Annotated in this window: 23 protein-coding genes; 21 read left to right on the plus strand and 2 right to left on the minus strand. The window is 63.7% G+C overall.

Going from position 1 to position 25,668, the window contains the following annotated elements; translation table 11 throughout:
- Positions 1 to 52 precede the first annotated feature (52 nt).
- The 4 genes from SD72_RS00155 to SD72_RS00170 all read left to right on the plus strand — a co-directional run bounded on the left by SD72_RS00155 (position 53) and on the right by SD72_RS00170 (position 5,073).
- Positions 53 to 529: a hypothetical protein gene (locus SD72_RS00155; protein WP_042542656.1), complete on the plus strand. Its 477-nt coding sequence runs from the start codon at positions 53 to 55 to the stop codon at positions 527 to 529.
- Positions 526 to 822, plus strand: a complete 297-nt coding sequence (locus tag SD72_RS00160; protein ID WP_084766629.1) for a hypothetical protein — start codon at positions 526 to 528, stop codon at positions 820 to 822. The genes SD72_RS00155 and SD72_RS00160 overlap by 4 nt, the downstream gene beginning before the upstream one ends.
- A 125-nt stretch (positions 823 to 947) precedes the next feature.
- Entirely contained in the window at positions 948 to 2,537 is a 1,590-nt protein-coding gene (gene serA / locus SD72_RS00165) for a phosphoglycerate dehydrogenase (RefSeq protein WP_042542421.1), read from the plus strand.
- 286 nt (positions 2,538 to 2,823) lie between these two features.
- A complete protein-coding gene (locus SD72_RS00170; protein ID WP_042542422.1) occupies positions 2,824 to 5,073 on the plus strand; it encodes a polyribonucleotide nucleotidyltransferase in 2,250 nt (749 codons plus the stop codon).
- Positions 5,074 to 5,197: 124 nt separating this feature from the next.
- Here SD72_RS00170 and SD72_RS00175 read toward each other — a convergent pair whose 3' ends face one another.
- Positions 5,198 to 5,446, minus strand: coding sequence for a hypothetical protein (locus SD72_RS00175; protein ID WP_042542423.1), 249 nt, complete (start codon positions 5,444 to 5,446; stop codon positions 5,198 to 5,200).
- 87 nt (positions 5,447 to 5,533) lie between these two features.
- Here SD72_RS00175 and SD72_RS00180 point away from each other — a divergent pair, with 87 nt between their 5' ends.
- Positions 5,534 to 6,019, plus strand: a complete 486-nt coding sequence (locus SD72_RS00180; RefSeq protein ID WP_232299589.1) for a MarR family winged helix-turn-helix transcriptional regulator — start codon at positions 5,534 to 5,536, stop codon at positions 6,017 to 6,019.
- Positions 6,020 to 6,078: 59 nt separating this feature from the next.
- On the plus strand, positions 6,079 to 7,434 hold the full coding sequence (locus SD72_RS00185) for a M16 family metallopeptidase (RefSeq protein WP_042542425.1): 1,356 nt from the start codon (positions 6,079 to 6,081) through the stop codon (positions 7,432 to 7,434).
- A 45-nt stretch (positions 7,435 to 7,479) separates the two neighbouring features.
- Here the strand turns inward: SD72_RS00185 and SD72_RS00190 are convergent, their stop codons facing one another.
- The gene (locus SD72_RS00190; protein ID WP_052492338.1) at positions 7,480 to 9,000 is read right to left on the minus strand and encodes a hypothetical protein; all 1,521 of its coding nucleotides are present in this window, start codon (positions 8,998 to 9,000) and stop codon (positions 7,480 to 7,482) included.
- 41 nt (positions 9,001 to 9,041) lie between these two features.
- Here SD72_RS00190 and dapB point away from each other — a divergent pair, with 41 nt between their 5' ends.
- The 15 genes from dapB to SD72_RS17210 all read left to right on the plus strand — a co-directional run bounded on the left by dapB (position 9,042) and on the right by SD72_RS17210 (position 25,422).
- Entirely contained in the window at positions 9,042 to 9,797 is a 756-nt protein-coding gene (gene dapB / locus SD72_RS00195; protein ID WP_084766630.1) for a 4-hydroxy-tetrahydrodipicolinate reductase, read from the plus strand.
- A complete protein-coding gene (locus SD72_RS00200) occupies positions 9,794 to 10,270 on the plus strand; it encodes a tetratricopeptide repeat protein (RefSeq protein WP_042542426.1) in 477 nt (158 codons plus the stop codon). Before dapB ends, SD72_RS00200 begins: the two co-directional genes overlap by 4 nt.
- Before the next feature lie 98 nt (positions 10,271 to 10,368).
- Positions 10,369 to 11,967, plus strand: a complete 1,599-nt coding sequence (locus tag SD72_RS00205; protein ID WP_084766631.1) for an APC family permease — start codon at positions 10,369 to 10,371, stop codon at positions 11,965 to 11,967.
- A gap of 201 nt (positions 11,968 to 12,168) precedes the next feature.
- A complete protein-coding gene (locus SD72_RS00210) occupies positions 12,169 to 12,978 on the plus strand; it encodes a thymidylate synthase (RefSeq protein ID WP_042542427.1) in 810 nt (269 codons plus the stop codon).
- Positions 12,975 to 13,487: a dihydrofolate reductase gene (locus tag SD72_RS00215; RefSeq protein ID WP_042542428.1), complete on the plus strand. Its 513-nt coding sequence runs from the start codon at positions 12,975 to 12,977 to the stop codon at positions 13,485 to 13,487. Before SD72_RS00210 ends, SD72_RS00215 begins: the two co-directional genes overlap by 4 nt.
- A 111-nt stretch (positions 13,488 to 13,598) precedes the next feature.
- The gene (dapA, locus tag SD72_RS00220) at positions 13,599 to 14,576 is read left to right on the plus strand and encodes a 4-hydroxy-tetrahydrodipicolinate synthase (RefSeq protein ID WP_042542429.1); all 978 of its coding nucleotides are present in this window, start codon (positions 13,599 to 13,601) and stop codon (positions 14,574 to 14,576) included.
- 14 nt (positions 14,577 to 14,590) lie between these two features.
- Positions 14,591 to 16,267 carry a ribonuclease J gene (locus SD72_RS00225; RefSeq protein WP_042542430.1) on the plus strand — a complete coding sequence of 559 codons (1,677 nt, stop codon included), beginning with the start codon at positions 14,591 to 14,593 and terminating at the stop codon, positions 16,265 to 16,267.
- 2 nt (positions 16,268 to 16,269) lie between these two features.
- Positions 16,270 to 17,340, plus strand: a complete 1,071-nt coding sequence (locus SD72_RS00230) for a lipid II:glycine glycyltransferase FemX (RefSeq protein ID WP_042542431.1) — start codon at positions 16,270 to 16,272, stop codon at positions 17,338 to 17,340.
- Complete coding sequence (gene murJ, locus SD72_RS00235; protein WP_042542432.1) at positions 17,340 to 18,932, plus strand: murein biosynthesis integral membrane protein MurJ; 1,593 nt, start codon at positions 17,340 to 17,342, stop codon at positions 18,930 to 18,932. The genes SD72_RS00230 and murJ overlap by 1 nt, the downstream gene beginning before the upstream one ends.
- A gap of 120 nt (positions 18,933 to 19,052) precedes the next feature.
- Positions 19,053 to 20,417 carry a M23 family metallopeptidase gene (locus SD72_RS00240; protein ID WP_052492339.1) on the plus strand — a complete coding sequence of 455 codons (1,365 nt, stop codon included), beginning with the start codon at positions 19,053 to 19,055 and terminating at the stop codon, positions 20,415 to 20,417.
- 131 nt (positions 20,418 to 20,548) lie between these two features.
- On the plus strand, positions 20,549 to 23,443 hold the full coding sequence (locus SD72_RS00245; protein WP_042542433.1) for a DNA translocase FtsK: 2,895 nt from the start codon (positions 20,549 to 20,551) through the stop codon (positions 23,441 to 23,443).
- Between the two features lie 81 nt (positions 23,444 to 23,524).
- Entirely contained in the window at positions 23,525 to 24,130 is a 606-nt protein-coding gene (gene pgsA, locus SD72_RS00250; protein WP_042542434.1) for a CDP-diacylglycerol--glycerol-3-phosphate 3-phosphatidyltransferase, read from the plus strand.
- Entirely contained in the window at positions 24,123 to 24,698 is a 576-nt protein-coding gene (locus SD72_RS00255) for a CinA family protein (RefSeq protein ID WP_052492340.1), read from the plus strand. Before pgsA ends, SD72_RS00255 begins: the two co-directional genes overlap by 8 nt.
- A gap of 169 nt (positions 24,699 to 24,867) precedes the next feature.
- Entirely contained in the window at positions 24,868 to 25,191 is a 324-nt protein-coding gene (locus tag SD72_RS00260) for a helix-turn-helix domain-containing protein (RefSeq protein WP_042542435.1), read from the plus strand.
- A gap of 6 nt (positions 25,192 to 25,197) precedes the next feature.
- Positions 25,198 to 25,422, plus strand: coding sequence for a DUF3046 domain-containing protein (locus SD72_RS17210; protein ID WP_084766634.1), 225 nt, complete (start codon positions 25,198 to 25,200; stop codon positions 25,420 to 25,422).
- The last annotated feature ends 246 nt before the right edge of the window (positions 25,423 to 25,668 follow it).

Below are 25,668 nucleotides of genomic sequence, written 5' to 3' on the forward strand. Positions count from 1 at the left end.
CCCGGGGCCGCTTCCCAGAAGTTGTGTCATGAATCTCGGTAACATTATGAGCATGCGAACCGGAAGTGGCGAGGAGCGCGAGAGCGCCCTGCAGAGCGGGTGGACCGTTGAGGCACACCCAGAGACTGTTGAACCGGTTGTTCCGGACCCCGAGCAGGAGGACGCAGCGGCTCACACGAGTGACGCGGGGGAGGCGGACTCAGCTTCTGCGCCAGCGCAGATGAGTAGCCTGACCGTGGTGCTGCTTGGCCTCTCTGGGGGACTCTTCTTGCTGTATGCGTGGGTGTGGATGAGCTGGGCGCAGTACTACGCTGACGTGAACGCCGCGGTTGTGGCCGGGAGCGGATCGATCGGAGGGGTGCTGCAGCAGATCGTGTTCTGGATCGCCCCGCTCGCGCCTATCTTCTGGTTTATTTCCGCGCTCGTGCTCACCCGAAACTCGACCCGCAAGTTGACGCTCGCGCTTGTGATCGGCCTCGTCGTAACATTCCCCCTCCCAATGGTCTTTCTGAGCGGAGCAGCACTGTGAAGGTGAAGTTGATTTCGGCCTGGGTTGCTGCGGTCGCGATACTCGCGCTGTACGCCTACGCAGTTGCTGCCGGAGTCGGCAATCTGCTTGGCATGTCCAGCTTCCTCGGCGACGCGCTTGGGCCGCTCCCGTGGACGCTGCTTGGCTTGGCGATCTTCCTCCCCGTCGGTGCGCTGGTCATCGCGCTCATTGTGGCGCGTGGGCGGAGCGCCTGGGTGCGGGTACTGCTCCTCGCAACGGGACTGTGTGTAGCTGCGGCTGCGCAGCTCGAAATCATGCACCTCATCTCGTAACAAAACCTCTTCTCGGTCGCTACTGAGCCCGTCATGCATGTTCGGGATGTGCACGGCCATTAGACTGGGTGCTCTGCGCTGTTGCGCAGCTACTGTGATGCTTCTCTACGTCGAAGGAACCACTCGTGACAAAGCCGGTCGTGCTGATCGCCGAAGAACTTTCGTCCGCCACTATCGCCGCCCTCGGCCCCGACTTTGACGTTCGCAACGTCGACGGGACCGACCGCGAAGCGCTCCGTTCGGCGCTGGAGACCGCCGAGGCGGTGCTCGTGCGATCGGCCACGCAACTCGACAGCGAAGCGATCGGTTGGTCGCCCAAGCTCAAGGTGATCGCGCGCGCCGGCGTCGGTCTCGACAACGTCGACATCAAGGCCGCCACGCAGGCAGGCGTCATGGTCGTCAACGCGCCAACCTCGAACATCATTAGTGCCGCGGAACTCACTGTCGCGCACATCCTCGGCCTCGCCCGTCACCTGCCGCGCGCTCACGGTTCGTTGTCTGCTGGTGCTTGGAAGCGCTCCTCATACACTGGTACCGAGCTGTACGAGAAGACGATCGGGATCATCGGTCTCGGCAGAATCGGTGCCCTTGTCGCAGAACGCCTTCGCCCCTTCGGCGTGGAGCTCATCGCGTTCGACCCGTATGTCACTGCGCCGCGCGCACAGCAGCTCGGCGTGCAGCTTGTCACGCTTGAGGAGCTCGTGGAACGCTCCGACTTCCTTACGATTCACATGCCGCGCACCCCTGAGACGCTTGGCATGATTGGCGCCGAGCAGCTCAAGGCGATGAAGTCGACTGCGTACGTTGTAAACGTTGCTCGTGGCGGGCTCATCGATGAGCAGGCACTCGCTGAGGCACTCACAGCTGGCGAGATCGCGGGCGCAGCACTCGATGTGTTCATGCAGGAGCCACCGGTGGACAACTCGCTCACCGGCCTGCCCAACGTGAACGTCACTCCCCACCTCGGTGCGTCGACGGCCGAAGCGCAGGAGAAGGCTGGCGTTGCTGTCGCAAAGTCCGTTCGGCTCGCGCTCGCGGGCGATCTCGTGCCAGACGCCGTGAACGTCGCAGGCTCTGGCATCGACGAGTACGTGCGCCCTGGCCTGCCGCTCACCGAGAAGCTCGGGCAGGTGTTTGCCGGCCTCGCGGAGGGCCCGCTCGCCTCGATCGACATCGAGGTGCACGGCGAGCTCGCTGAGCATCGCGTTGAGGCGCTCAGGCTGGCCGCGCTCAAGGGTGTCTTCTCGAAGATTGTTTCTGACCCCGTGTCGTACGTCAACGCGCCGCTGATCGCAGAGCAGCGCAACGTCGAGGTTCGCTTCTCCGCGGACGCGGTTGCCGAGAGCTTCCGGAACATCATTACGATCCACGGATCGCTCACCGATGGGACGCAGCTGTCGGTCTCCGGCACGCTCACCGGCCCGAAGCAGATTGAGAAGCTCATCGAGGTCAACGGGTACGACGTTGAGCTGCCGCTCACCGAGCACCTCCTCGTGCTGAGCTACAACGACCGCCCGGGTATCGTCGCGACCCTCGGAGCGCTCCTCGGTGACGCTGGAATCAACATTGCGAGCATGCAGATCGCCCGCGACGAGAAGCGCGGGATGGCGCTCTCCGTGCTGACGATCGATTCGCCCGCACCGGATGAGCTCGTTGAGACGCTCTCCACCTCCATCGACGCCGAGTCGATCCAGGCGATTCTTATCGACGCATAGTCACCGCGCGTCGGTTTAACATCGCCGGCCCCCGACAAACACGCATAGAGGTTCTGAGGTCTCTCGCGCGTTTCTCGGGGGCCGGTGCTATCCTGAGGGTTGCGGGCGTTCGCCCGTATCAATGTTGAACCGAGCCCGTCGGTGGGTGGGCTGGTCTTCGGTGGTGGATCCCCCTGAATCATTGGCCAGGGTGGTCGTCTACTGAACATCAGCTCCGGATCGCACCGCGAATGCGCACTCGCGCTTCCGGACTGCCCCCGCGCGCTCACGTATGTAAGGAGTACCCGTGGAGGGTCCTGAAATCAAGTTCGCCGAGGCTGTTCTCGACAACGGCAAGTTCGGCAAGCGCACCATTCGCTTCGAGGCAGGCCGCCTCGCGCAGCAGGCACAGGGTGCCGTAGCTGCGTACCTCGACGAGGAGACGATGCTCCTCTCCGCCACGAGCGCATCGAAGCAGCCGAAGGATCACTTCGACTTCTTCCCGCTCACCGTTGACGTCGAAGAGCGTTCGTACGCAGCCGGCAAGATCCCCGGCTCGTTCTTCCGCCGCGAGGGCCGCCCCTCGACCGAGGCGATCCTCGTCTGCCGTCTCATCGACCGCCCGCTGCGCCCGTCGTTCGTCGACGGCCTCCGCAACGAGGTACAGATCGTTGTGACCGTCCTGTCGATCGCTCCCGGTGAGTTCTACGACGCGCTCGCGATCAACGCGGCGTCGATGTCGACTCAGATCTCGGGCCTGCCCTTCTCCGGTCCGATCGGTGGCGTGCGCCTCGCACTCATCGGCGACCAGTGGGTTGCGTTCCCGACCGTGGAGCAGCTGCAGGAAGCCGTCTTCGACCTCATGGTCGCCGGCCGCGTCGTCACGAAGGCTGACGGAACCGAAGACGTCGCCATCATGATGGTCGAGGCTGAGGCAACCGAGGGTTCGTGGAACCTCATCAAGGGCGGCGCGACCAAGCCCGACGAGGCAATCGTCGCGCAGGGTCTCGACGCTGCAAAGCCGTTCCTCAAGCAGCTCGTGAAGGCTCAGGAAGAGCTCGCGAAGCAGTCCGCGAAGGAGGTGCAGGAGTACCCGGTATTCCTGCCGTTCGCTGACGAGGTCTACGAGGCCGTTGCGGCGCTCGCAGAGACCGAGCTCTCGAAGATCTACCAGATTGCCGACAAGGTCGAGCGCCAGAACGCTGACGACGCCCTCAAGGCGAGCGTCAAGGAGGCCGTTGCGGCCAAGGTCGCCGCAGGCGAACTGCCCGCAGAGGCCGACGGCCAGGTCTCGGGTGCCTACAAGGCAGTGACGAAGAAGGTCGTTCGCGGCCGGATCCTCACCGAGGGTGCTCGTATCGACGGCCGTGGGCTGCGCGATATCCGTGCGCTCGACGCCGAGGTCCAGGTCATCCCGCGCGTGCACGGTTCGGCTATCTTCCAGCGCGGCGAGACCCAGATCATGGGTGTCACCACGCTGAACATGCTGAAGATGGAGCAGCAGATCGACTCGCTGTCACCCGTGACGAGCAAGCGCTACATGCACCATTACAACTTCCCGCCGTACTCGACCGGTGAGACCGGCCGCGTTGGCAGCCCGAAGCGTCGCGAGATCGGGCACGGCTTCCTCGCCGAGCGCGCACTCATGCCGGTGCTTCCCGCGCGCGATGAGTTCCCCTACGCGATCCGCCAGGTCTCGGAGGCACTCAGCTCGAACGGTTCGACCTCGATGGGCTCGGTCTGCGCTTCGACGCTGTCGCTGCTCAACGCTGGTGTGCCGCTTCGCGCAGCCGTCGCTGGCATCGCGATGGGCCTCGTCTCCGACACCGTGAACGGCGAGACGCAGTACGCGACCCTCACCGACATTCTCGGTGCTGAGGACGCGCTCGGCGATATGGACTTCAAGGTCGCAGGTACCTCGGACTTCATCACCGCGCTGCAGCTCGACACCAAGCTCGACGGCATCCCAACGGACGTCCTCGTCGGCGCGCTCGCGCAGGCGAAGGAAGCCCGCACGGCGATCCTCGACGTGATGGATCAGGCGATCGACGCTCCCGACGAGATGGCGCCAACCGCGCCCCGCGTCATCAGCGTGCAGATCCCGGTCGACAAGATCGGTGAGCTCATCGGCCCCAAGGGCAAGACGATCAACGGTATCCAGGACGAGACCGGCGCCGACATCTCGATCGACGACGACGGCACCGTCTACATCGGTGCAGTCGACGGCCCCTCGGCCGAGGCTGCCCGCCTGCAGGTCAACGCAATTGCGAACCCGCAGAACCCCGAGGTTGGCGAGCAGTACCTCGGTACTGTCGTGAAGAACGCCGCGTTCGGCGCCTTCATCTCGCTCCTCCCGGGCAAGGATGGCCTGCTGCACATCTCCGAGGTGCGCAAGCTCGTCGGTGGCAAGCGCATCGACTCGGTCGACGAGGTACTCTCGGTCGGTCAGAAGATCCTCGTGAAGATCACGAAGACCGATGACCGTGGCAAGCTCTCGCTCGAGCCAGTGCTCGAGGAAGCCGCAGCTGACGCTCCGGCTGAGGCTGCTGCCGAGTAGTCACACGCTACACAAAAGCGCCCGTCGCTTCCCGGAAGGGGAGCGGCGGGCGCTTTGCCGTGTTTGCGCTCGTGCGGCTCGTCGCCACGGGTGGTGTGGCAGAGCTGAGCGCGAGCGGGGCCGGCTACTTCTCGCGGCTGGGGATAATGCCGAAGGCCACCCAGAAACCGAGGGCGTCGACGACGATGCCGCCGCCGAAGAGCCAGAATGCCCATTCGGGCACGCTGAACGCGAGGCCCATCATGTAGAACCCGCCAAACACGAGCACCATGGCGAGCAGAATCAGCAGAATCTCTGACGCTGGCATGCGTGGGGTTGGCTCGAAGAGCTGCTCGGGTGCGGACTTCTCGGTGGTCGATTCGCCGAGAGACATAACTTACCTCGCTAATGATTCGTGCACTAATAAATGCGGTACGAAGTAAGTATAGGTGAAGTGGGCGCAATGCGCGAGAATAGGGGTGTGACTGACGTAGACCCTCTGCTGCTCGAGCGCCAGGTGTGCTTTGCACTCTCTGTTGCGTCTCGAAGCGTGATTGGCGCATACAAGCCCGTGCTCGATCCACTCGGCATCACGCACCCGCAGTACCTCGTCATGCTTGCGCTCTGGGAGCAACGACAGCTCTCGCTCAATGAACTTGCTCAACTCCTGAGTCAGGAGCCGTCGACGCTGTCGCCACTCGTGAAGCGCCTTGAGCGTGAGGGGCTCGTCGCAAGGGTGCGCAGCGCGAATGACGAGCGACGGCTTGAGATCACCCTCACGGAAGCGGGGGAGGCGCTGCGCGAGCGCGCGGTTGCCGTTCCCGGCGAGATGGCGAGGCGTCTCGGAATGAGTCTCGAGGAGCTCAGCTCGATCCACGAATCGATGCTGCGACTCGTGGAAGCTGCCAAGCGCGCGGGTGATACAGACGCTGCGCACACCGGGGCGACAGACCCCGCTCAGGCTTAGCTCAGCTCAGACACGCGCTGAGGGAGCACTCTCACCGGTCAGCGGGCTAGTCTGGTGGGATGCGCGAACCCATTCTGTTTCCCCTGGATCTGCCCGAACTCTCCGTTGAACTCGGCGGTGGGCGGATTCGGCGGACGGTCCACCCGAGCGGCTTGCGGATCCTCACCGAACACATGCCCGCAGCGCGGTCAGCCACCATCGGCTTCTGGATCGGCGTCGGCTCACGAGACGAGCAGGCCGAGCGGAACGACGCGCCGGGCAGCCTCGGCTCCACTCACTTCCTCGAGCACCTGCTGTTCAAAGGCACGCCAACCAATAGTGCGTACAAGATCGCGACGGACTTCGATCGGATTGGTGCCGAGCACAACGCGTTGACGGCGAAAGAATACACCTGCTACTACGCGAAGGTTCGCGACGCAGACTTCGAACTCGCCGTCGGATCGCTCGCTGACATGGTCACCAACTCGCTCCTCGACCCGGAGGAATTCGAGAACGAACGTGGCGTGATCCTCGAAGAACTCGCGATGGCCGCAGACGACCTCGGCGACGTCGCCAGCGAGCGCTTCTTCGAGGAGGTGCTCCACGATCACCCGCTCGGGCGGCCGATCGGCGGAACACCGGAAACCATCCGCGCAGCGAAACGCGACGACGTCGACCACCACTACCGCGACCGCTACGATCCCTCGACGCTTGTCATCACCGCCGCTGGTGCGGTGGACCACGACCGCCTCGTCGAGCTCGTACTCCAGGCGCTGGCCGCCTCGCACGAGGAACGGTGGCACACCGACCGCGAGCGCACCCCCGTGCGCCGTGGACGAGGCACGACGCCTGACGCTCCAGCAGCAGCAGCACCCAAGATCGTGAAGGTCGAGCGCCCAAGCGAGCAGATTAACCTCCTGCTCGGCACCCGCGGCTTCGTCGCAGGCGACCCGCGCCGCTTCGCGTTCGGGATGATGAACTCCGTGCTCGGCGGCGGAATGTCGAGCCGCCTGTTCCAGGAGATCCGAGAGAAGCGCGGCCTCGCGTACACGACCTATTCATTCGGCGCGAGCTACTCCGACGAAGGCCTCTTCGGTATCTTCGCTGGCAGCGCGCCGGAGAAGACAGCGCAGGTGATCGAGCTCAGCAAGCTTGAGCTCGCGCGCATCGCTTCCGACGGCATCACCGAGGAGGAATTCGAACGTTCGCTCGGCCAGATCGCCGGCTCGTCTGCGCTCGCCCTCGAAGACACCGAGACGCGGATGGGGCGGTTGGCCCGCGCCGAGCTCGGCTCGGGTGAGCTGTACGACCTCGATACCTCGCTCGAGCAGTTCGCTGCGGTGACGGCAGACGAGATTAAAGCAGTCGCAGCGCATTTTGCGAACGCGCCGCTCACCGTAGTCGCTGTCGGCGACACGACGAAGTCGGGACTCTAGTACACCAGGGGGTGGGGCGACGCTGGTCGCCGCACCCCAGGGAGGCTACTCGCCCCGCAGCCGGCGCAGTCCGGCCCGCCAGTACAGCTGAATGGTCGGAAGCCGCTTGCCCTCGTACTTCGCGAGGATCGACGGAATGAGCTGCTTCGTGTCTGCGGTGAGCGCGTAGTGTTCCTCCTGCGCGCGGCGGCGTGTGATGAGCATCCCAACGTCGACTCCGTGCGCCACAATCTCCCCGGGCCCACTGCTGCGGAACCAAAACGCCTCATCTGGTTCGGCGATCTCCTGCCAGTCAATGTCGGCAGACAGGAACTCGAGTGCACCGCCCGGGCCAATGCGGTACCGGCCAGTGCGCGGGGCGACGACGGTGCGCTCGGTCGCCGGTCGCTGGTGCTGAATCACGAGCGTGCTCCAAGTCTGGTGGCCAAGTGCGCGGCTTCGCTCGGCCTGGATCTCTTCGAGGTCGAGCGTGAACTCAGCCCCAGAGTATTCGAGCACGTGGTAGGCGAACATCGGCAGCGTTGACTGCGCCTCGTGGCCGCCCGGCGAGTGCGACAGCCCCTGCAGGTTGGAGTGCGAAGCAGACCCAGTGATCCGCGGATTGAGTTCGCCGAGATAGACCTCACCGGTGTCGGTGTCGACGAGGAGATCGATTCCGAGGGTTCCGCGATAGCCCTCGAGGGCGAGGCGATCACTGAATCGCTGCACCAGGTCAACGGCTCGCTGGCGGGTGTCCTCGGGGATCACGTCTGGATAGAGCTCGCTGCCTGCCCAACCGCCCTTGTACTGGGTGAGTTCAGGATGGCCGGTAACCTCTCGCAGTACCGGACCGACGACCGTGCCTGCGCGCGTGATCACCGCGTCGGCAGCGAACGAGCGATGGTTGATGCGCCGCATGACCTTGATCGTCGGGGCGGAGCTCCCTGTGCCCGAGATTTCGCCGGCTACGCGGTCGAAGTCCTGCTCCGAAGAGACGAAGAACGTGGTGCGGCCGGAGTCACCGTACGGCAGCTGAACGACAAGCTCGGCGCCGAGCCCCGCGGCATCTGCCTGCGAGCGGAGATCGTCCCAGCTCGCGACAGTGGTGAGGATGTTCGGCACGCTCTGGGCCCCAGCGTCGTTGCCGATCTGGGTGGTCACAATCTTGGAGTCCAGGTGCTCTCGGAGCTGGACTGGGGGCATGATGAGCTCGTAGCCCAGCTCCCTGCAGAGCCGCTCCGCAGCCTCATCGAACATCGAAATAACGACCTGCGGTGTGAACCCGGCCGGGGTGTGCTTGCGGATGTACGCCTGGACCTGCTCGTTCCCGAGCAGCCACTTCACGACGTTGAGATTGCCGCGCGGCTCAAGCTTTGGCACGTTCGTTGGTGAGAACGAATGCGGGTTGGCACCGTCCCAGCTGTCGCTGAGCGTGATGTACCTGAACCCGCCGACGGCCCGGTCTACGCCGAGGAGATTCGTCGCGCTCCGGCTGATGTAGAAGATCGGTTGCAAAGACTCGGCAAGGTACGTCTTGATCTCGGCGAGTGTGCGGAGCGTCGCCTTCGGCGGCTGAGCAGCAGTCATACTTCGAGGGTACCGCAGGCGCGCCTAGGTAGAATCGAAACATGAGCGCGAGTGTGATGAGTGTTGCGGTGGCCGGGGCATCCGGACGACTAGGTCGACTGATCTGCGAGGTGGTCGAAGCGCATCCCGAATTTGAGCTCGCAGCGCGGCTCACGAGCGCGAGCGGCCCGGACGATGGCGCGCAAGCACACATCTTCGTCGACGTGACGACGCCCGAGGCGTCGCCGGAGCTTGTCGAGCGTGCGGTGCGACGCGGGCAGCGCGTTCTCGTCGGCACGAGCGGCTGGTCCGCGGAGCGGATCGAAGGGCTGCAGCGGATCGTCGACGAGGTCGACGAAGCCGCGGTGATTCTTGTGCCCAACTTCTCGCTCGGCTCGGTGCTTGGGACCGCACTGGCACAGATCGCCGCACCCTTCTTCGCATCTGTCGAGGTTGTCGAGGCGCACCACCAGTCGAAGATCGATTCACCGTCAGGCACCGCGGTGCGCACGGCGGAACTCATCGCAGCCTCTCGCGCCGCTGCCGGAGCGGTGCCGGTCAGTGCGCCGTACGCCGACCAACGAGCTCGCGGTGAACTGGTTGCCGGTGTGCCGGTGCACAGCCTCAGGCTGAGCGGCATTGCCGCCCAGCAGGAGGTGCGGTTTGGGGGAGCAGGCGAAACCCTGACGATCAAGCACGACACCCTCTCAAACGACTCCTATGTTGCGGGCGTGCGAGCCGGGCTCGAAGCGCTTCGCACGAGCTCGGGGCTCACCGTCGGCCTTGACCGCATTCTCGGGATCGGCGGCGTCGCATGAGCCCCCGTATCCGCGCTGTAGCCGGCGTCGCGTTCATGAGCGTGTTGCTCGTGCTGTACTTCGTCTTCGCTGGCGTTCGCGCAGTCGCCTTGCTGCAGTCCGCCGAGCCGATCGCGATCGCAATGGGCGTCGCGCTCCTGGTCTTGCCTCTGCTCGGGGCTTGGGCCCTCGTGCGCGAAATCATGTTCGGTTTCACCTCGACGAAGCTCGTGGACGCGCTCTCGGAGGAGGGCGCCCTGCCCGAGGAACTCACCGACCCCGAGGTTACGCGGGGCACTGTTCGTGACATCGCCGACGCGGCATTTCCGCGGTACAAGGAGGCGGCAGAGGCAGACGCCGCCGACTGGCGGTCATACATGCGGCTCGGGCTTGTCTACGATGCCGCCGGCGATCGAAAGCGCGCAAGAAGTGCGATTCGGCACGCGATTTCACTGAATCGCAACGAGTTTCGTGGAATCGTGCCCAAGAATTAGGGCATTTCGTTGCTTGCGGCTTACAATTTTCGGCGGATCACAGCGACTACGCCCGACATGGGCCGGTCGCTTCATGCGATTGAAAATGGTGCAACGCAATGAGCAAGTACGACCTCGGTGAGGCGGACCCCTCAACCCGAACACTCGACTCAGTTTCGGGAATCAGCAAGAAGGGCCTCGAGTCCGGCACCGTCGGTGTCGTCGGAGCCCTCGTAATTGGCCTCTCCGTCTGCGCTCCGGCCTACACGCTCACCTCGGCGATCGGGCCAGCGGCGAGCGAGGTCGGTTACCAGACCCCGGCGATCTTCCTCATGGGCTTTCTGCCCATGCTGCTCGTCGCGATCGGTTACCGTGCACTGAACACGGCGATGCCGGACTCGGGGACGTCGTTCACGTGGGCGACCAGGACCTTTGGTCCGTGGGTCGGGTGGATGGCCGGGTGGGGCCTCATCGCCGCGACCGTGCTGGTGCTATCGAACCTCGCCGGCGTCGCCGTCGAGTTCCTCTTCCAGTCGATTGCGATTATCGCGGACAACCCCGACATTGCGCTCATCGCCGAGAACAAGTTCATCAACATCCTCGTCTGTCTCGCGTTCATGACGATCGCGACCTTCATTTCGTACCGCGGCATGACCTCCACGAAGGTGTTCCAGTACATCACTGTCGTCTTCCAGATGGGCGTCATGATCTGGTTCGCTGTCGCGATGTTCATAGGTGCAGCCGACCCGTCGAACACCGAGGGCCGCATGCCTGAGCTCTCCTGGTTCAACCCGCTTGAGGTGCCGAGCTTCAGCGCGTTTGCTGCGGGCATCGCCGTGTCGATCTTCGTGTACTGGGGCTGGGACACCGTGCTTACCATGGGTGAGGAAACGAAGAAGTCGAAGGGTCGCTTCTCGACTGAGAGCAAGGCTGCGATGATCCTCGTGCTCATCCTCGTCTTCATGTACGTCGGAACCGCTGCGGCGACCGTCGCATTCGCGGGGATCGGCGACGGGCCAACCGGCCTTGGCAACTCAGACATTGCTGAGAACGTCTTCGCGGCGCTCGCACACCCGGTGATGGGCCCCGCGGCGATCTTCCTCTCGCTCGCGATCCTCGTATCAGCTATGGCATCGATCAACTCCACGGCGATCTCGCCAGCGCGTACACTGCTCGCAATGTCGCACTACGGGGCGCTTCCAGCTGCGATCAAGAAGATCCACCCGAAGCACAAGTCGCCATACGTTGCCCTGTTCCTCTCGTCGATCGTCGCCTCGGTGTTCTACGCGATCATGCGCTTCATCAGCGAGGACGTGCTCTGGGACACGATCACCGCCCTCGGCATGATGGTCTGCTTCTACTACGGCATCACGGCACTTGCGAGCACCTGGTACTTCAGGAAGTCCGCGCTCGGTGAGGGATTTGGATCGATGCTGTCGAAGGTGATCTTGCCCGGCCTTGGCGGCCTGCTATTGCTCGTCGTCTTCGTGCAGACCACTGTCGACAGCCTTGACCCGTCCGCGGGCTCCGGGAGCAACATTGCGGGCATCGGCCTCGTCGGCCTCATCGGGATCGTGATGCTCGGCATCGGCGTCGTCCTGATGTTCGTCCAGTCTCGCTTCTCACCACGGTTCTTCAAGGGCGAGGTGCTGAGCAAGGCCGACGCCACGACGGACACGTCGGCGTTTGAGCTGTTTGACGACGGGCTCGAGGGCTAGCACAGGAAGCCTCAACGGCCCGTCAGCGGGGTGACGCGATCGCGTCACCCCGCTGACGGGCCGTTTCGTGTATTGCTGGCTGGTGGTGCCGCGAATGGGCTCGCGCGGTGACAGCTTCCTCGCGATGCTCCGCGCCCGCAATATCGCCCGTGTTGACTCGGCTGGATTCCGCTCCCATGGCCCTCGCGGTACGATTGTTCTATGACTGCAGCGGCGATTCCCACCCCATATGAGGACCTACTCAGGGAGGTCCTCGAACACGGCACGCCCAAGTCTGACCGTACCGGGACAGGAACGCGCAGCCTGTTCGGAAAGCAGCTTCGCTTCGACCTCGCAGAATCGTTCCCGCTCATCACGACGAAGCGCGTGCACTTCAAGTCCGTTGCGATCGAGCTGCTCTGGTTCCTTCGGGGCGAGAGCAACGTGAGTTTCCTGCGCGACAACGGTGTGACGATCTGGGACGAATGGGCTGACGAAGCGGGTGACCTTGGCCCCGTGTACGGCGTCCAGTGGCGCTCTTGGCCGACGCCGGAAGGCGAGCACATTGACCAGATCGCCGACGTGATCGAACAGATCCGCACCAACCCAGACTCGCGGCGCCTCATCGTCTCCGCATGGAACGTCGCGGACATCCCCGACATGGCGCTTGCACCGTGCCACGCGTTCTTCCAGTTCTACGTAGCTGACGGCAAACTCTCGTGCCAGCTCTACCAGCGCTCGGCCGACATGTTCCTTGGCGTGCCATTCAACATTGCCTCGTACGCGCTGCTCACGCTCATGATCGCCAAGCAGACTGGTCTCGAGCCAGGAGAATTCGTGTGGACGGGTGGCGACTGCCACATCTACGACAACCACGTTGAACAGGTCACGAAGCAGCTCAGTCGCGAACCGTTCCCGTACCCGAAGATGCAGATCGCAGAACGCTCGTCGATCTTCGACTACGAGTTCGAGGACTTCGAACTCGTTGACTACGTGCACCACCCAGGGATTAAGGCCCCGGTGGCGGTATGACCGTGCTCGGGATGATCTGGGCTGAGGCCAACGGCGGCGCTATCGGTCGCCGTGGCGAGATGCCCTGGCACCTACCCGAGGATCTCGCATACTTTAAACGCGTGACGCTTGGCGATCCCGTCGTCATGGGCCGCCGCACCTGGGAATCGCTTCCGGAGCGATTCCGGCCGCTGCCTGGGCGCGAGAACATTGTCGTCTCGCGTGACGCCGCCTATGTCGCATCGGGAGCGGTGGTGTCCTCCTCGCTCGAAGCCGCACTGGACAGGCTCGGTGAGCAGCGGGCGTGGATCATGGGCGGCGGCCAGCTGTACCGCGAAGCCATGCCGAAGGCCAACGAACTGCTCGTCACCCGCATCGACATCGACGTGCCAGATGCTGACACATTCGCGCCCGAGATTGGCTCGGCGTGGGTGCTCGTGGATCGCGGCGAGACGCTGACGGCCGCCAACGGCACCTCGTACCGCTTCGAGCGCTACGAGCGCCTCATCCCAGATATTCGGCAGCGGTAAGTCCCCTCGCCGCGCCCGGCTCGCTGAGAAACCAGAGCAAAGCTCTGACTTACACCCGTGGCTTTTCGCGTGCTGGCGTCACGGCGGTGACCAATCCGGTAGCCTAGTGAAGTGGCAAACGTAGAGAATCCTTTCGGGCAGGTGCTCGTCGCTCTCATCACCCCCTTCGATTCCGAGGGTGAGGTCGATTGGGCTGCGACTGAACAGCACATCGAAGACTGCATCGCGAGCGGAGCAGACGGCATCGTCGTCACCGGCACAACCGGTGAGACGTCGACGCTGACTGACCCCGAGAAGCTCAAGCTTGTTGAGGTCGCGAAGTCGGTCAGCAGCGGCCGCGCAAAGGTGATCACGGGCGGCGGCTCGAACGAGACCGCGCACGCAATCGAGCTGTACCGTGCAAGCGAGAAGGCTGGCGCCGATGGTGTCATGATCGTCACGCCCTACTACAACAAGCCAACGCAGGCGGGCCTGCTCACGCACTTCCGGATGGTCGCTGACGCGACCGACCTGCCAGTGATCCTGTACGACATTCCCGGTCGCACTGGCGTGCCAATCAAGTACGAGACGATTCTCCGTCTCGCGAAGCACCCGAATATCCTTGCTGTGAAAGACGCCAAGGGCGACTTCAGCGAAGTCAGCCGCGTGCTCAACCAGACAGACCTCATGTACTTCTCGGGCGACGACCCGAATGTGCTTCCGCACCTCTCAATCGGCGCAACCGGGCTGATCGGAGTGACCGCGAACGTCGCAGCCGCTCCGTACCGTGCCATCGTCGACGCGGTGAACGCTGGCGACCTCCACACCGCCAAGGCCGCGCACCAGCAGCTTGAGCCACTTGTCCGCGCTGCGATGACGCACGTGCCTGGCACAGTCGCGGTGAAGTACATCCTGCACGGCCTCGGCCGTATCTCGAGCCCCCGCGTCCGCCTCCCGCTCGTCGGGCCGGAAGAGTGGGAAGCCGCGCTCATCGAAGACGACCTCGCACTCGTACGCGACGTGCCGGGCGTCGACCTTTCAAACTTCAGGCCGGACCGCAACGCGGCTGCCGGCGGTGCCCTGCCCAAGATTGCAGGCACCACCCGCTAATAACAGGAGGCCAAGTGCCCAACCCACCCTACGCTCCGCCCAAGCTCAACAAGGGCACCCTTCGCATTACGCCACTCGGCGGCCTCGGTGAGGTCGGCCGCAACATGACCGTCTACGAGATTGACGGCAAGTTGCTTGTGGTTGATTGTGGTGTGCTTTTCCCCGAGGAGCACCAGCCGGGTGTCGACCTGATCCTCCCCGATATCACGCAGATCGAGAACCGCCTGCAGGACATCGTTGCGGTCGTGCTCACGCACGGTCACGAAGACCACATCGGCGGCGTTCCGTACTTGCTGAAGCGCCGCGAGGACATTCCGCTCGTTGGTTCGAAGCTCACGCTCGCATTCGTTGAGGCGAAGCTCAAGGAGCATCGCATCCGCCCGAAGAGCCGGCTTGTTGCCGAGGGCGACCGAGTGAAGTTCGGCCCCTTTGACCTCGAATTCATCGCGGTGAACCACTCCATCCCCGACGCTCTCGCGGTCGCTATCCGCACCGACGCCGGAATGGTCATTGGCACGGGTGACTTCAAGATGGATCAGCTCCCGCTCGACGGGCGCATCACCGACCTGCGAGCGTTCGCGCGCCTTGGCGAAGAGGGCGTAGACCTCTTCATGACCGACTCAACCAACGCTGAAGTGCCCGGGTTCACCGCACTCGAGAAGGACATTGGTCCTGTGCTTGAGCGTGTGATTGAGAAGGCAAGCGGCAAGGTCGTTGTTGCGAGCTTCTCGAGCCACGTGCACCGCGTGCAGCAGGTACTCGATGCCGCGTCAAAGAATGGTCGCCGCGTCGTACTGCTGGGCCGCTCCATGGTGCGCAACATGAAGATCGCCTCCGACCTTGGATTCCTCAATGTCCCTGAGGGCGTGCTCGTCGATCTCAAGAAGAGCGGCGACATCCCCGACCACCGCATCGTCTACATGTCGACCGGGTCGCAGGGAGAGCCTATGGCTGTGCTGAGCCGAATGGTGAACAAGGAGCACCAGGTTGAGGTCGGAGAGGGCGACACCGTCATCCTCGCCTCGAGCCTCATCCCAGGCAACGAGAACTCGGTCTACCGAATCATCAACGGCCTCATGAAGCTCGGCGCGAACGTCGTGCACAAGGGCAACGCCAAGGTCCATGTTTCGGGGCACGCCTCCGCCGGCGAGCTCATGTACTGCTACAACATCGTTCGCCCAAAGAACGTGATGCCGATCCACGGCGAGTACCGCCACCTCATCGCAAACGCCGGCGTCGCAATCGAGACCGGTGTGCCGCAGAACCGCACGATCATTGCCGAGAACGGCACCGTTGTCGACCTGCACGACGGCGTCGCGCGCGAGGTCGGCCAGCTGCAGATCGATTTCATCTACGTTGACGGTAAGAGCGTCGGCAAGATCACTGACGACGACCTGCGAGACCGTCGCACGCTCGCCGAGGAGGGTTTCATTTCGGTGATCACCGTTGTGGAGACCACGCTCGGACAGATTGTGTCAGGCCCGGAATTCCACGCAAAGGGCGTCGCCGAGGCCGACCATGTGTTTGAAAAGATCAAGCCGCAGGTCGCCGATGCCATTGAAGCAGCAATGAAGGATGGCGTGACGGACCAGCACGCGCTGCAGCAGGTCGTGCGACGCACCGTCGGGCGTTGGGTAGGGACGAAGTTGCGCCGCAAGGCAATGATTGTTCCTGTCGTGGTAGTGGTCTAGCAGTGGGGAAACTCCGTTACGCGACCGCAGAAGAAGTTCACCGCTGGGACGAGCTCGTCGAGCTCGCCCCAGGCGGGGGCGAGATCTGGCAGAGCCGTGAATACGCAGAGGTAAAGCGCCACCAGCGCTACACACCGCGCTACATTGTCGGCGAGGAGTATCCCGCGACGCTCGTACTCGAGAAGCGGATCCCCTTCCTCGGTCGCTTCTGGTACGTCCCCGGTGGGCCCGACGTCTCGATCGACGCGGACGGCACTCCCATGAGTGCTGCGGAATATGTCGCGAGGGGCCAGCGCCTTGCCGCGTTTGCGCGCGCGGAGGGCGTCTTCCTGCTCAAGGTTGAACCTCGCCTGCACGCGAGCGATGAGGCAGTGCGGACGCTCCGCGCAGCTGGCTACGAACTCGGCACGCACGTGCTGCCGCACGTGTCTACGATTGTGCTCGATATTTCGGGCGACGAAGACGAGATCATGGCCGGGTTCTCCGCCAGCACGCGCACAAAGATCCGCAAGGCGGATCGCGAAGGCTTTGACGTCCGCCGTGTCGAGGCGACTGAGGCGAACTGCCGCATCATGTTCGACCTCCTCTCGGGAACAGCGGAGAACAAGTTCGAGCTCCGCCCATACGAGTACTTCCGTGATTTCTGGCAGGGCTTCCAGGCCGCAGGCCGCGGTCAGCTCGTGCTCGGCTACGACGGGGATTCACCCGTCGCCGGAATGTTTGTCACTGCCCTCGGAAAGACGAGCGGTTACAAGGATGGCGCGTCCGCGAAAGCGAAGCTCCCGACGGGCGCGATGTACCGGATGCAACTCGAACTCATTCGCTGGGGCAAAGAGCAGGGTGCGACCCGCCACGACCTCATTGGGACACCACCGAGCGACCGGCTCGACGATAAATCCCACAGGCTCTATGGAGTCGGGCAGTATAAGCTGCGGCTCTCAAAAGACGTGACGGACTTCGTCGGGACCCTCGATCTCGCGTTGCTACCGCGAAAAGCGATGCTGTGGAGCACCGTGGGAGATCGGATCGCCCGGCGCCACACGCTCGCCATACGCAAGGATGTGTTCTACTAATGGCTTCAGCCCTGCAGCGCGCGAGCGCGATCATGGCTTCAGGCACGATGGTCTCGAGAATCCTCGGATTCGTGAAGACCGCGCTGCTGGGCGTAGCCATTGGGCAGCTCTCGCGATCCGCTGACGCGTTTGCGAACGGCAACATTCTCCCGAACACGCTCTACATGCTGCTCGCTGGCGGCATGCTCAACGCGATCCTCGTGCCGCAAATCGTGAAGTCTGTGCAACACGCAGACGGCGGGAAGTCCTACCTGAACAAGGTACTCACGCTCGTCTCGGTCGCACTCTTCGCGGTCACGGCCCTCGCGATGATCGGCGCGCCGTATGTGCTGCACTTGCTCACGCCAGGCTGGCCAGATTCGCAACGCATGCTCGCCGTTGCGTTCGCCTACTGGTGCATTCCGCAGATCATGTTCTACGGCTGGTACACCGTCCTCGGCGAGGCGCTCAACGCCAAGCGAGTGTTTGGACCCTTCACCTGGGCCCCGGCGATAGCGAACGTTGTCGCGATCGCCGGCATCCTCGTGTACATCTTCCTGTTTGGCACAGACAACAACCCGCCGATCTCCGACTGGTCGCCGCTCTCCATCGGAATCCTTGGTGGCAGCGCAACACTCGGTATCGCAGCGCAGGCGCTCATCCTCATCGTTCCCTGGCGCAAAGCTGGGCTGTCCTACAGGCCTGACTTCAAGTGGCGAGGTGTCGGACTTGGCGAGACAGGACGAACCGCGTTCTGGGCGCTGCTCACCGCGACGCTCATGACCATGGGCGGGCTTGTCGTGACTCCGATCATGAACCTCGCATCGGGGGAGGGGCCAGCCACTGCTGCGATGCAAAACATCTGGCTGGTGTTCATGCTGCCGCACTCGGTGATCGCCGTTTCGCTGGTCACCGCATACTTCACGCGACTCTCGGAGCTTGGCCAGACCGGCAACATGCCTGACTTCCGCGAGGCCTACACTGCCGCGGCGAAGCAGGTCACGATGCTCATGCTGTTTGCTGCAACGCTCATGTTCATGGCAGCACCATTTGTCACACGTGTGCTTTGGCCGACCGGCACAGCAGAGGGCATCGAAGCCATGGCCCTCGTCATGCGCGTCTATTCGATCGGGCTCGCCGCGTACAGCCTCATGTTCACCACCCAGCGCGCATTCTTCGCGCTTTCGGATGCGCGGACGCCCTTCATCTTCATCACCGCGCAACTCGTCGCGTTGATCGGGGGACTCCTCATCGCGGTGTCATTCGTCGAAGCGGCGCATATTGGGGTGACCTACGCTGCGATCTGGACGGCTTCTACCGTCGGACAATCGGCCTTCGCGCTCTGGCTGCTGCGCCGCAGGCTCGGCTCCATTGGCGGGCGAGAACTGCTGTCCGGTATCGCGCGCTACGTCATCGCGGCGATCCCGACGATTATTGTCGGGATGCTGCTCGTCGGCGCCGCGACACGCATCGCACCCGACTACGGAATGGGGCTCGCCGTCGTATTCGCGTTTGTGATTGCCGCTGTCATGGGCGTGATCTACCTGGTGATGCTCATCCTGCTCCGGGTCCCGGAGGTACAGGGAATCCTGCGACGCCTCGGGAAGAGGTAAGGCAGGCATGCAGGCACAACCAGCCTGGAAACCTTACACTTCAACTGATAGGTTACGGTGGATGGTTGTTTCCGCCGGACCGGCTGCAGCACCGATGTACTCAGGGAGCGAGATTTTACGATGACGAGCACGTCACACCACGGATTCCGCCGCAGGGCAGGCCTCGCACTCGGAATGGCCGCTGTCGGCGCGATCCTCATCAGCGGACTCGGCATGGGCGCGAGTACGCCTGCGTCAGCCATCGTCTCAGACCTCCCAACGTGGCAGGACGTCGAGAAGGCCAAGCAGAACGAGTCGGCAGCATCCGCGAAGGTGACCGAGATCAAGGCGCTGCTCGTGCAGGTGCAGAAAGAAGTTGAGCGCACCCGCGCCGAATCTGAGGCTGCCTCAGTGAAATACGATCAGGCGGCGAGCCAGCTCCGCGACGCTCAGGCGCGCATGGAGGCGCTTGACACGCAGGCGAAGGCAAGCGAAGCCGAGGCGACACAGGCCTCGGAGCAGGCAGCAGCCCTCGTCTCTCAGATCTACCGCTCTGGCGGCGTTGACCGTAACCTTAGCCTCTTCCTCGAATCGGACGGCAGCACGGCGGACGCGCTCCTCGATCGGCTCGCGCAGACCGAGAAGGCCACGGAGCGCAACACAACGATCTGGCAGAACGCAGAGCGCGCCATGAACTCAGCACAGACGCTGAGCGACCAGGCAGACGCAGCGCGTGAAGAACGCGACAAGCTTGCCAAGGAAGCCGCAGACAACCAGCAGCGGGCAGCAGAGATCGCGGCTTCGGCGCGCGAGAAGCAGATCGAGCAGGAGCAACAGCAGGAACAGCTCCAGCAGCAACTCGAAGCGCTCGAAGACAAGACGACCAACACCACTAAGGGCTACCAACAGCGCCTCGTGCTCGAGCAGCAGGAGCGCGACCGCCTCGAAGCCGAGCGCATCGAGCGCGAACGCAAGGCTGCGGAAGAAGCCGCGAACAACGCGAACAACGGCGGCGGTAACCCCGGTGGTGGCAACCCGGGTGGTGGCAACCCAGGTGGTGGCAACCCCGGTGGCGGTAACCCCGGTGGTGGCAACCCAGGTGGCGGCAACACGTCGGGCTGGACCCTGCCGCTTCCGCGCGGCTACTGGGTATCGACCGAGTGGTGGGGATACTACGGGCACACCGGCATGGACCTCGCCATCGGCCAGGGAACCCCCATCTACGCGGCCGCAGCTGGCGTTGTCTCATTCTCAGGCTGGGCCGGTGAATACAGCTACGGAAACATGGCGAGCATCGACCACGGCGGCGGAGTATCAACGCTGTACGGGCACATGCAGTACACCCCATCGGTGGCATACGGCCAGCGCGTGGGTGCGGGCCAGCTCATCGGCTATGTCGGCAGCACTGGAAACTCGACCGGGCCGCACCTGCACTTTGAAACACTCGTCGGCGGCGTGCCACAGAACCCGCGGCCGTTCATGGCGAACCGAGGCGTGAACTTCTAACCTCACGCCAACTCGGAGCGGGTTTTCCGCTCCGGGGCAACGACCGCCTCCGCGGCGGTCGTTGCGGGCCAGTCTGGGGCCACGCCGCAGGCCGTCCCGCCATTGTCAGCGGTGCCTTGTACCGTATTCACATGGCCAAAAACGCTTCGCCGCGCGGGGGCTCTGCACAGTCGAAATCGACGCAGAGCACCCGCTCGAAGGGTGCCCAATCGCGCACCTCCTCTTCGCGGGGCTCGACCCGCACCTCGGCGACGACGAAGGTGCTGATGGTGGAGGACGAGCGCGAGGGCGTCATCGTTCGGTCTTGGAACGGCCTGTCGCACGCCGTCGGGGCCGGGGCGCGTGCGTTCCGCGCTGAACCGCTCGAGCCTGAGGCCAGACGCGACGGCTTCCCGATGCTGCTGCTCCTACTTTCACTTGTTGGAGCAATCGTCGAGTGGTTCTTGATTGGCAATAGTGTCGCAGCCCAGCTCGACATGTGGACGTTTGGTGCACTGTTCGGTCGGGTGGCATTCGGCCTTCCCATCATCATGGCTGGCTTTGCGCTGTGGCTTTTCAATAATCCCTCGACGGTGAACGACAACCGCAGGATAGCGATTGGGCTGTTTCTTGCGCTTTCCAGCGCCTCGGGTCTCGCACATGTGCTCGGCGGCGCACCGAAACCGCGCGACGGCATGGCTGGGCTCGCCGAAGCTGGGGGCCTGCTCGGCTGGCTCATTGGCGCGCCGCTCAATCTTGCGACGGTTTGGGTCGCAGTGCCTGTTCTGAGCATTGTCTTGGCGTTTTCACTGCTCATCATCACGAAAACCCCGCCAAGCCGCATCGCCCATCGCCTGCGCGAGGGATACGCGTACCTGTTTGGCGCTCCGGCGCCTGAACCGCGGGAAAGCAAGCAGCTCGCAGAGAAGTCAGCCGATGCGGAGAAAACAGGCGAGCTGTTTGACCACTCGGACGATAAGGACGAAGCGCTCCCGTGGTGGCGGCGCAACGCGACAGGTCGCGAGGAAGACCCTGACTATGCGGCGAAGCCCACTGCCATCGACGAGGTCCTCGCCCCGAGCGAAGAAGCGCAAGCAGGGGCGTTTGAGTCCGCTCTCGCTGTTGAGGAGGCGACGGATGTCTTCGAGACGGACCTGTTCGCAGGCCTCGAGGGCGTCGAACAGGCCGCGTCCGGTTCGCACCGCGGGTCCGGCCTCGGGGACGATTCCTTCGACAGCTTCGCTGATCCTGTGCAAGCGGATGAGCCGGCGAACGAGGGGCGCGAGTTCGTAGTTGCCCCGCCGCACACACCGGCAGCGCAAGCTGACTACGCCCTTCCGGAACAGACGCTGCTTTCCGCTGGCACGCCGCCGAAGACACACAGCGAAGCCAACGAGCAGATCATGGCCGCCGTTGCGCGGGTGTTCGAAGAGTTCAAGGTCGACGCGGTCGTCACCGGCTTTTCGCGTGGCCCGACGGTCACGCAGTACGAGGTCGAGCTCGGTCCAGGCGTAAAGGTCGAGAAGGTAACGGCGCTCTCGCGCAACCTTTCCTACGCCGTGGCGTCCAACGAGGTGCGCATCCTGTCGCCCATCCCCGGAAAGAGCGCGATTGGCATTGAGATCCCGAACAAGGATCGCGAAAACGTCGCGCTTGGCGACGTGTTGCGCTCTGCGAAGGCACAGCGCAACGCGCACCCAATGACCATCGGTGTCGGCAAAGACGTCAAGGGGGAGTTCGTTCTCGCAAACCTCGCGAAGATGCCCCACTTGCTCGTGGCTGGCGCGACTGGCTCGGGTAAGTCAAGCTTCATCAACTCGATGATCACGAGCCTCCTCATGCGCGCCACACCGGCAGATGTTCGCATGGTGCTCGTCGACCCGAAGCGTGTTGAGCTCACGGTCTACCAGGGCGTTCCGCACCTCATCACCCCGATCATCACCGCACCGAAGAAGGCTGCGGAGGCGCTGCAGTGGGTCGTCAAAGAGATGGACATGCGCTACGACGACCTCGCGTCGTTCGGCTACCGTCATATCGACGACTTCAACGCTGCAGTGCGTGACGGCTCGATCCAGCTCCCAGAGGGCAGTCAGCGTCAGCTCAAGCCCTACCCATACCTGCTCGTGGTCGTTGACGAGCTCGCGGACCTCATGCTCGTTGCTCCGCGCGATGTTGAGGATTCGATTCAGCGCATTACCCAGCTTGCGCGCGCGGCCGGTATCCACCTCGTGCTTGCCACACAGCGCCCCTCGGTGAATGTTGTGACCGGTGTGATCAAGTCGAACGTTCCCAGCCGCTACGCGTTCGCAGTGGCCTCCGGCACGGACTCACGCGTCATCCTTGACGAGGTGGGAGCTGAACGGCTGATTGGGCAGGGCGATGGTCTCCTGCTGCTGAACGGCGAATCCAGCCCCATTCGCGTGCAGGGCGCATGGGTCGACGAGACCGAGATCGCCCGCGTGGTGAAGCACGTGAAGGAGCAGGCAACACCCGAGTACCGCCCCGACGTCGCCCAGGTTGCTGAGAAGAAGGAAATCGACGCCGACATCGGAGACGATCTCGATGTCTTGGTTGCCGCCATCGAGCTGGTTGTCACCTCCCAGTTCGGCTCAACATCCATGCTGCAGCGCAAGCTCCGTGTGGGCTTCGCGAAGGCTGGCAGGCTCATGGACCTGATGGAGTCACGCGACATCGTCGGCCCCTCCGAAGGGTCCAAGGCGCGCGACGTCCTCGTAGCACCCGAGCAACTCGGCGAAGTGCTCAACCGGATCCGCGGTGGCGGCCAACAGCCCGGCTTCGCCGAGCCTGTAGCGCCGGCACCGCAGCCTCCACAGCAGCCTCCCCAGCAGCACGTTGCGGCCGGAGGAGAAGCGCCAACCGAGGTCATTGCGGCTGCCGGAGACGCGGCACCGGGCTTTGGTAGCGATTCCAGGTACGACGACCCACTGGCCCAGCGCGAATCGGCAGTGACCGAGGCGTACGACTACGGCGACAGCGACGATGACGAGGGTTCAGAGGACGCGTGGCAGCTGACCGGCCGCGACTAAGCTAGCCGCCCTGGGATGCGGGAGCGGCGCCTCACGGCGCTTGCCAGCAGGGCGAGCGTCCGTGCCGGGTAGAGTGGGCGTATGAGCACTCAGGCGGTCACTGGCGCGAAGCCAAGCAATTGGAACGCCCCGAATATCATCACGATGGCGCGCATAGTCGCGACACCGTTCTTCCTGTGGCTGCTGCTCGCCGCTGGTGACAGTGTCGCGATGCGGTGGGGGGCCGCCGCCTTCTTTGTCATTGCGATCGCCACGGACGCGCTTGACGGCTACCTGGCCCGATCACGAGGGCTCATCACCGACCTCGGAAAACTCCTCGATCCGATCGCGGATAAGGCGCTCACCGGGGCGGCTCTTGTCGGGCTCGCGATCCTCGTCGAGCTGCCCTGGTGGATCGTTGCCCTGGTGCTTGTGCGTGAGATCGGCGTCACGATTCACCGACTGATGATTGCGGGCGACGTTGTCGTTGCTGCTGCGTGGATGGGGAAGCTTAAGACGGTAGCGCAGTCCGTCGCAATCACTCTCGCACTCACCCCACTTGCGCATCTCGACGGGGCAACAGGCACAATCTTCACGTGGCTGAACATCATCACGATGACGGTCGCGGTGCTGCTCACGCTCGCGAGCGGAATTGACTACATCATCGCCTATGTCCGGGGGCGAGGAACCGCGGCCCGCAATGCGTGATGGTGGGGTGCTTGCTGCGGAGGTCGTCGCGCGCGCTGCTGCCCTGGGTGTTCGGATCGCGGCTGCAGAGTCACTGACTGGCGGCTTGCTCTCCGCAGAGATCGTGTCCGTTCCTGGCGCCTCTCGGGTGTTCAGTGGGGGCGTGGTCGCATACGACACCGGGCTCAAGCACACACTGCTGGGAGTGGACGGGTCGCTGCTGCTGAAGCGCGGCCCCGTCGACGGCGAGGTGGCACGCCAGATGGCCGCGGGTGTACGCCTTGCGTGCGCCGTCCGAGGCGGCGGGAATGTGGCCGACGCCGGAGTTGTTGCAGCAGATGTCGGTATTGCGACGACGGGCGTGGCCGGCCCTGCTCCAGACCCACAGTCAGGTCAGCCTGCTGGGACGGTCTGGTTGGGGGTCAGTTCGCGACTGGGGGACCGGGCGGTGCTGCTGCCCGCAGCTGGGCTCGACCGGCCGGGAGTCCGCGAGGCTTCGGTTACCGGGGCACTCGAACTCGTGCTGGAGGAGCTGGAGGCTCTTGCGGCCTCGAGCCACAGTGTTTCCCTGGAAAACCCTGAGAATTAGCAAAAACCTGAGCGTACCCGACTCAAGTTCAGGAGTTTTCGGGAATAGACCGGGTAGTCTCTTGGTTGTTCCCAGTGTCACGATAAGTGACGGCGAGTGCCGAATCGGTGTTTGCCGGGTAAAGTAACATGCACGACCGAGGGGTCGCGCAGATTCAAGGAGGTTGCACATGCTGCTAGTACGTCAAGAAATTGGTGATGTGCTTCGCGACTTCCGTCTGCAGAAGGGGCGGACGCTCCGACAGGTGGCCGGCGACGCAAGCGTGGCGCTTGGATACCTCAGCGAGGTAGAGCGCGGGCAGAAGGAAGCGTCAAGCGAGATTCTCGCTGCTGTCGCAGATGCGTTGGACACCCCACTCTCGGTGATTCTTGGCGAGGTGAGTGAACGCCTCGCGATTGTCGAAGGACTCGCTCTCCCCATGCCGAGTCGCGTACCAGACACGGTTCCCGTCGATCTCGTTTCCGGTTACGGTTCCGAGCTCGTTTCCCGCTAGCGGGTTATGCGTCATCGCGCTTTCCGCACGGCGGTAGCCGAGGAATTTGGCGAGGCGCACTCCGGGGTCTTGCTGCGCGACTATTGGCTCGCGACTCTCGGCTCGACACCGGATGATGCCCTTGCGAGAGGCGTGTCCCCACGCGATGTGTGGGACGCGCTCTGCTCCGAGTTTGACGTCCCCGAGTCCCGCCGCCATGGCCGTGGGCTCAGCGATCCACAGGAAAAATGACCCCATTGCGCGACACGCCGTCGCGCCGTATTCGAAGATGTGTTCGAAGAGTGTTATCTTCGTCCACAGGTAGCAAACTGGTCTGCTGTATCCACAGTCCGGTGCCTCCGACGCTCAATGTCGGAGGCCCGGTCTAGGGTCTGAAGTCAGGGAGATACCCAGCCTTGTCAGCATCGAGAGCGATGCAGTGACAGTCGGTAGGCAGCAACTCAGCGGTCAGTCCGCGCGAATACGAAGGAAGTCATC

It is taken from the genome of Leucobacter komagatae (genome assembly GCF_000834055.1).
Lineage (GTDB): Bacteria > Actinomycetota > Actinomycetes > Actinomycetales > Microbacteriaceae > Leucobacter > Leucobacter komagatae_A.

What these genes read in the sequence shown, in the direction of transcription:
- SD72_RS00155 (WP_042542656.1), top strand. Translation starts at nt 53, where the DNA reads ATGCGAACCGGAAGTGGCGAGGAGCGCGAGAGCGCCCTGCAGAGCGGG.
- SD72_RS00175 (WP_042542423.1), bottom strand. Translation starts at nt 5,446, where the DNA reads ATGTCTCTCGGCGAATCGACCACCGAGAAGTCCGCACCCGAGCAGCTC.
- SD72_RS00185 (WP_042542425.1), top strand. Translation starts at nt 6,079, where the DNA reads ATGCGCGAACCCATTCTGTTTCCCCTGGATCTGCCCGAACTCTCCGTT.
- SD72_RS00190 (WP_052492338.1), bottom strand. Translation starts at nt 9,000, where the DNA reads ATGACTGCTGCTCAGCCGCCGAAGGCGACGCTCCGCACACTCGCCGAG.
- dapB (WP_084766630.1), top strand. Translation starts at nt 9,042, where the DNA reads ATGAGCGCGAGTGTGATGAGTGTTGCGGTGGCCGGGGCATCCGGACGA.
- SD72_RS00200 (WP_042542426.1), top strand. Translation starts at nt 9,794, where the DNA reads ATGAGCCCCCGTATCCGCGCTGTAGCCGGCGTCGCGTTCATGAGCGTG.
- SD72_RS00205 (WP_084766631.1), top strand. Translation starts at nt 10,369, where the DNA reads ATGAGCAAGTACGACCTCGGTGAGGCGGACCCCTCAACCCGAACACTC.
- SD72_RS00210 (WP_042542427.1), top strand. Translation starts at nt 12,169, where the DNA reads ATGACTGCAGCGGCGATTCCCACCCCATATGAGGACCTACTCAGGGAG.
- SD72_RS00215 (WP_042542428.1), top strand. Translation starts at nt 12,975, where the DNA reads ATGACCGTGCTCGGGATGATCTGGGCTGAGGCCAACGGCGGCGCTATC.
- murJ (WP_042542432.1), top strand. Translation starts at nt 17,340, where the DNA reads ATGGCTTCAGCCCTGCAGCGCGCGAGCGCGATCATGGCTTCAGGCACG.
- SD72_RS00240 (WP_052492339.1), top strand. Translation starts at nt 19,053, where the DNA reads ATGACGAGCACGTCACACCACGGATTCCGCCGCAGGGCAGGCCTCGCA.
- SD72_RS00245 (WP_042542433.1), top strand. Translation starts at nt 20,549, where the DNA reads ATGGCCAAAAACGCTTCGCCGCGCGGGGGCTCTGCACAGTCGAAATCG.
- pgsA (WP_042542434.1), top strand. Translation starts at nt 23,525, where the DNA reads ATGAGCACTCAGGCGGTCACTGGCGCGAAGCCAAGCAATTGGAACGCC.
- SD72_RS00255 (WP_052492340.1), top strand. Translation starts at nt 24,123, where the DNA reads ATGCGTGATGGTGGGGTGCTTGCTGCGGAGGTCGTCGCGCGCGCTGCT.
- SD72_RS00260 (WP_042542435.1), top strand. Translation starts at nt 24,868, where the DNA reads ATGCTGCTAGTACGTCAAGAAATTGGTGATGTGCTTCGCGACTTCCGT.
- SD72_RS17210 (WP_084766634.1), top strand. Translation starts at nt 25,198, where the DNA reads ATGCGTCATCGCGCTTTCCGCACGGCGGTAGCCGAGGAATTTGGCGAG.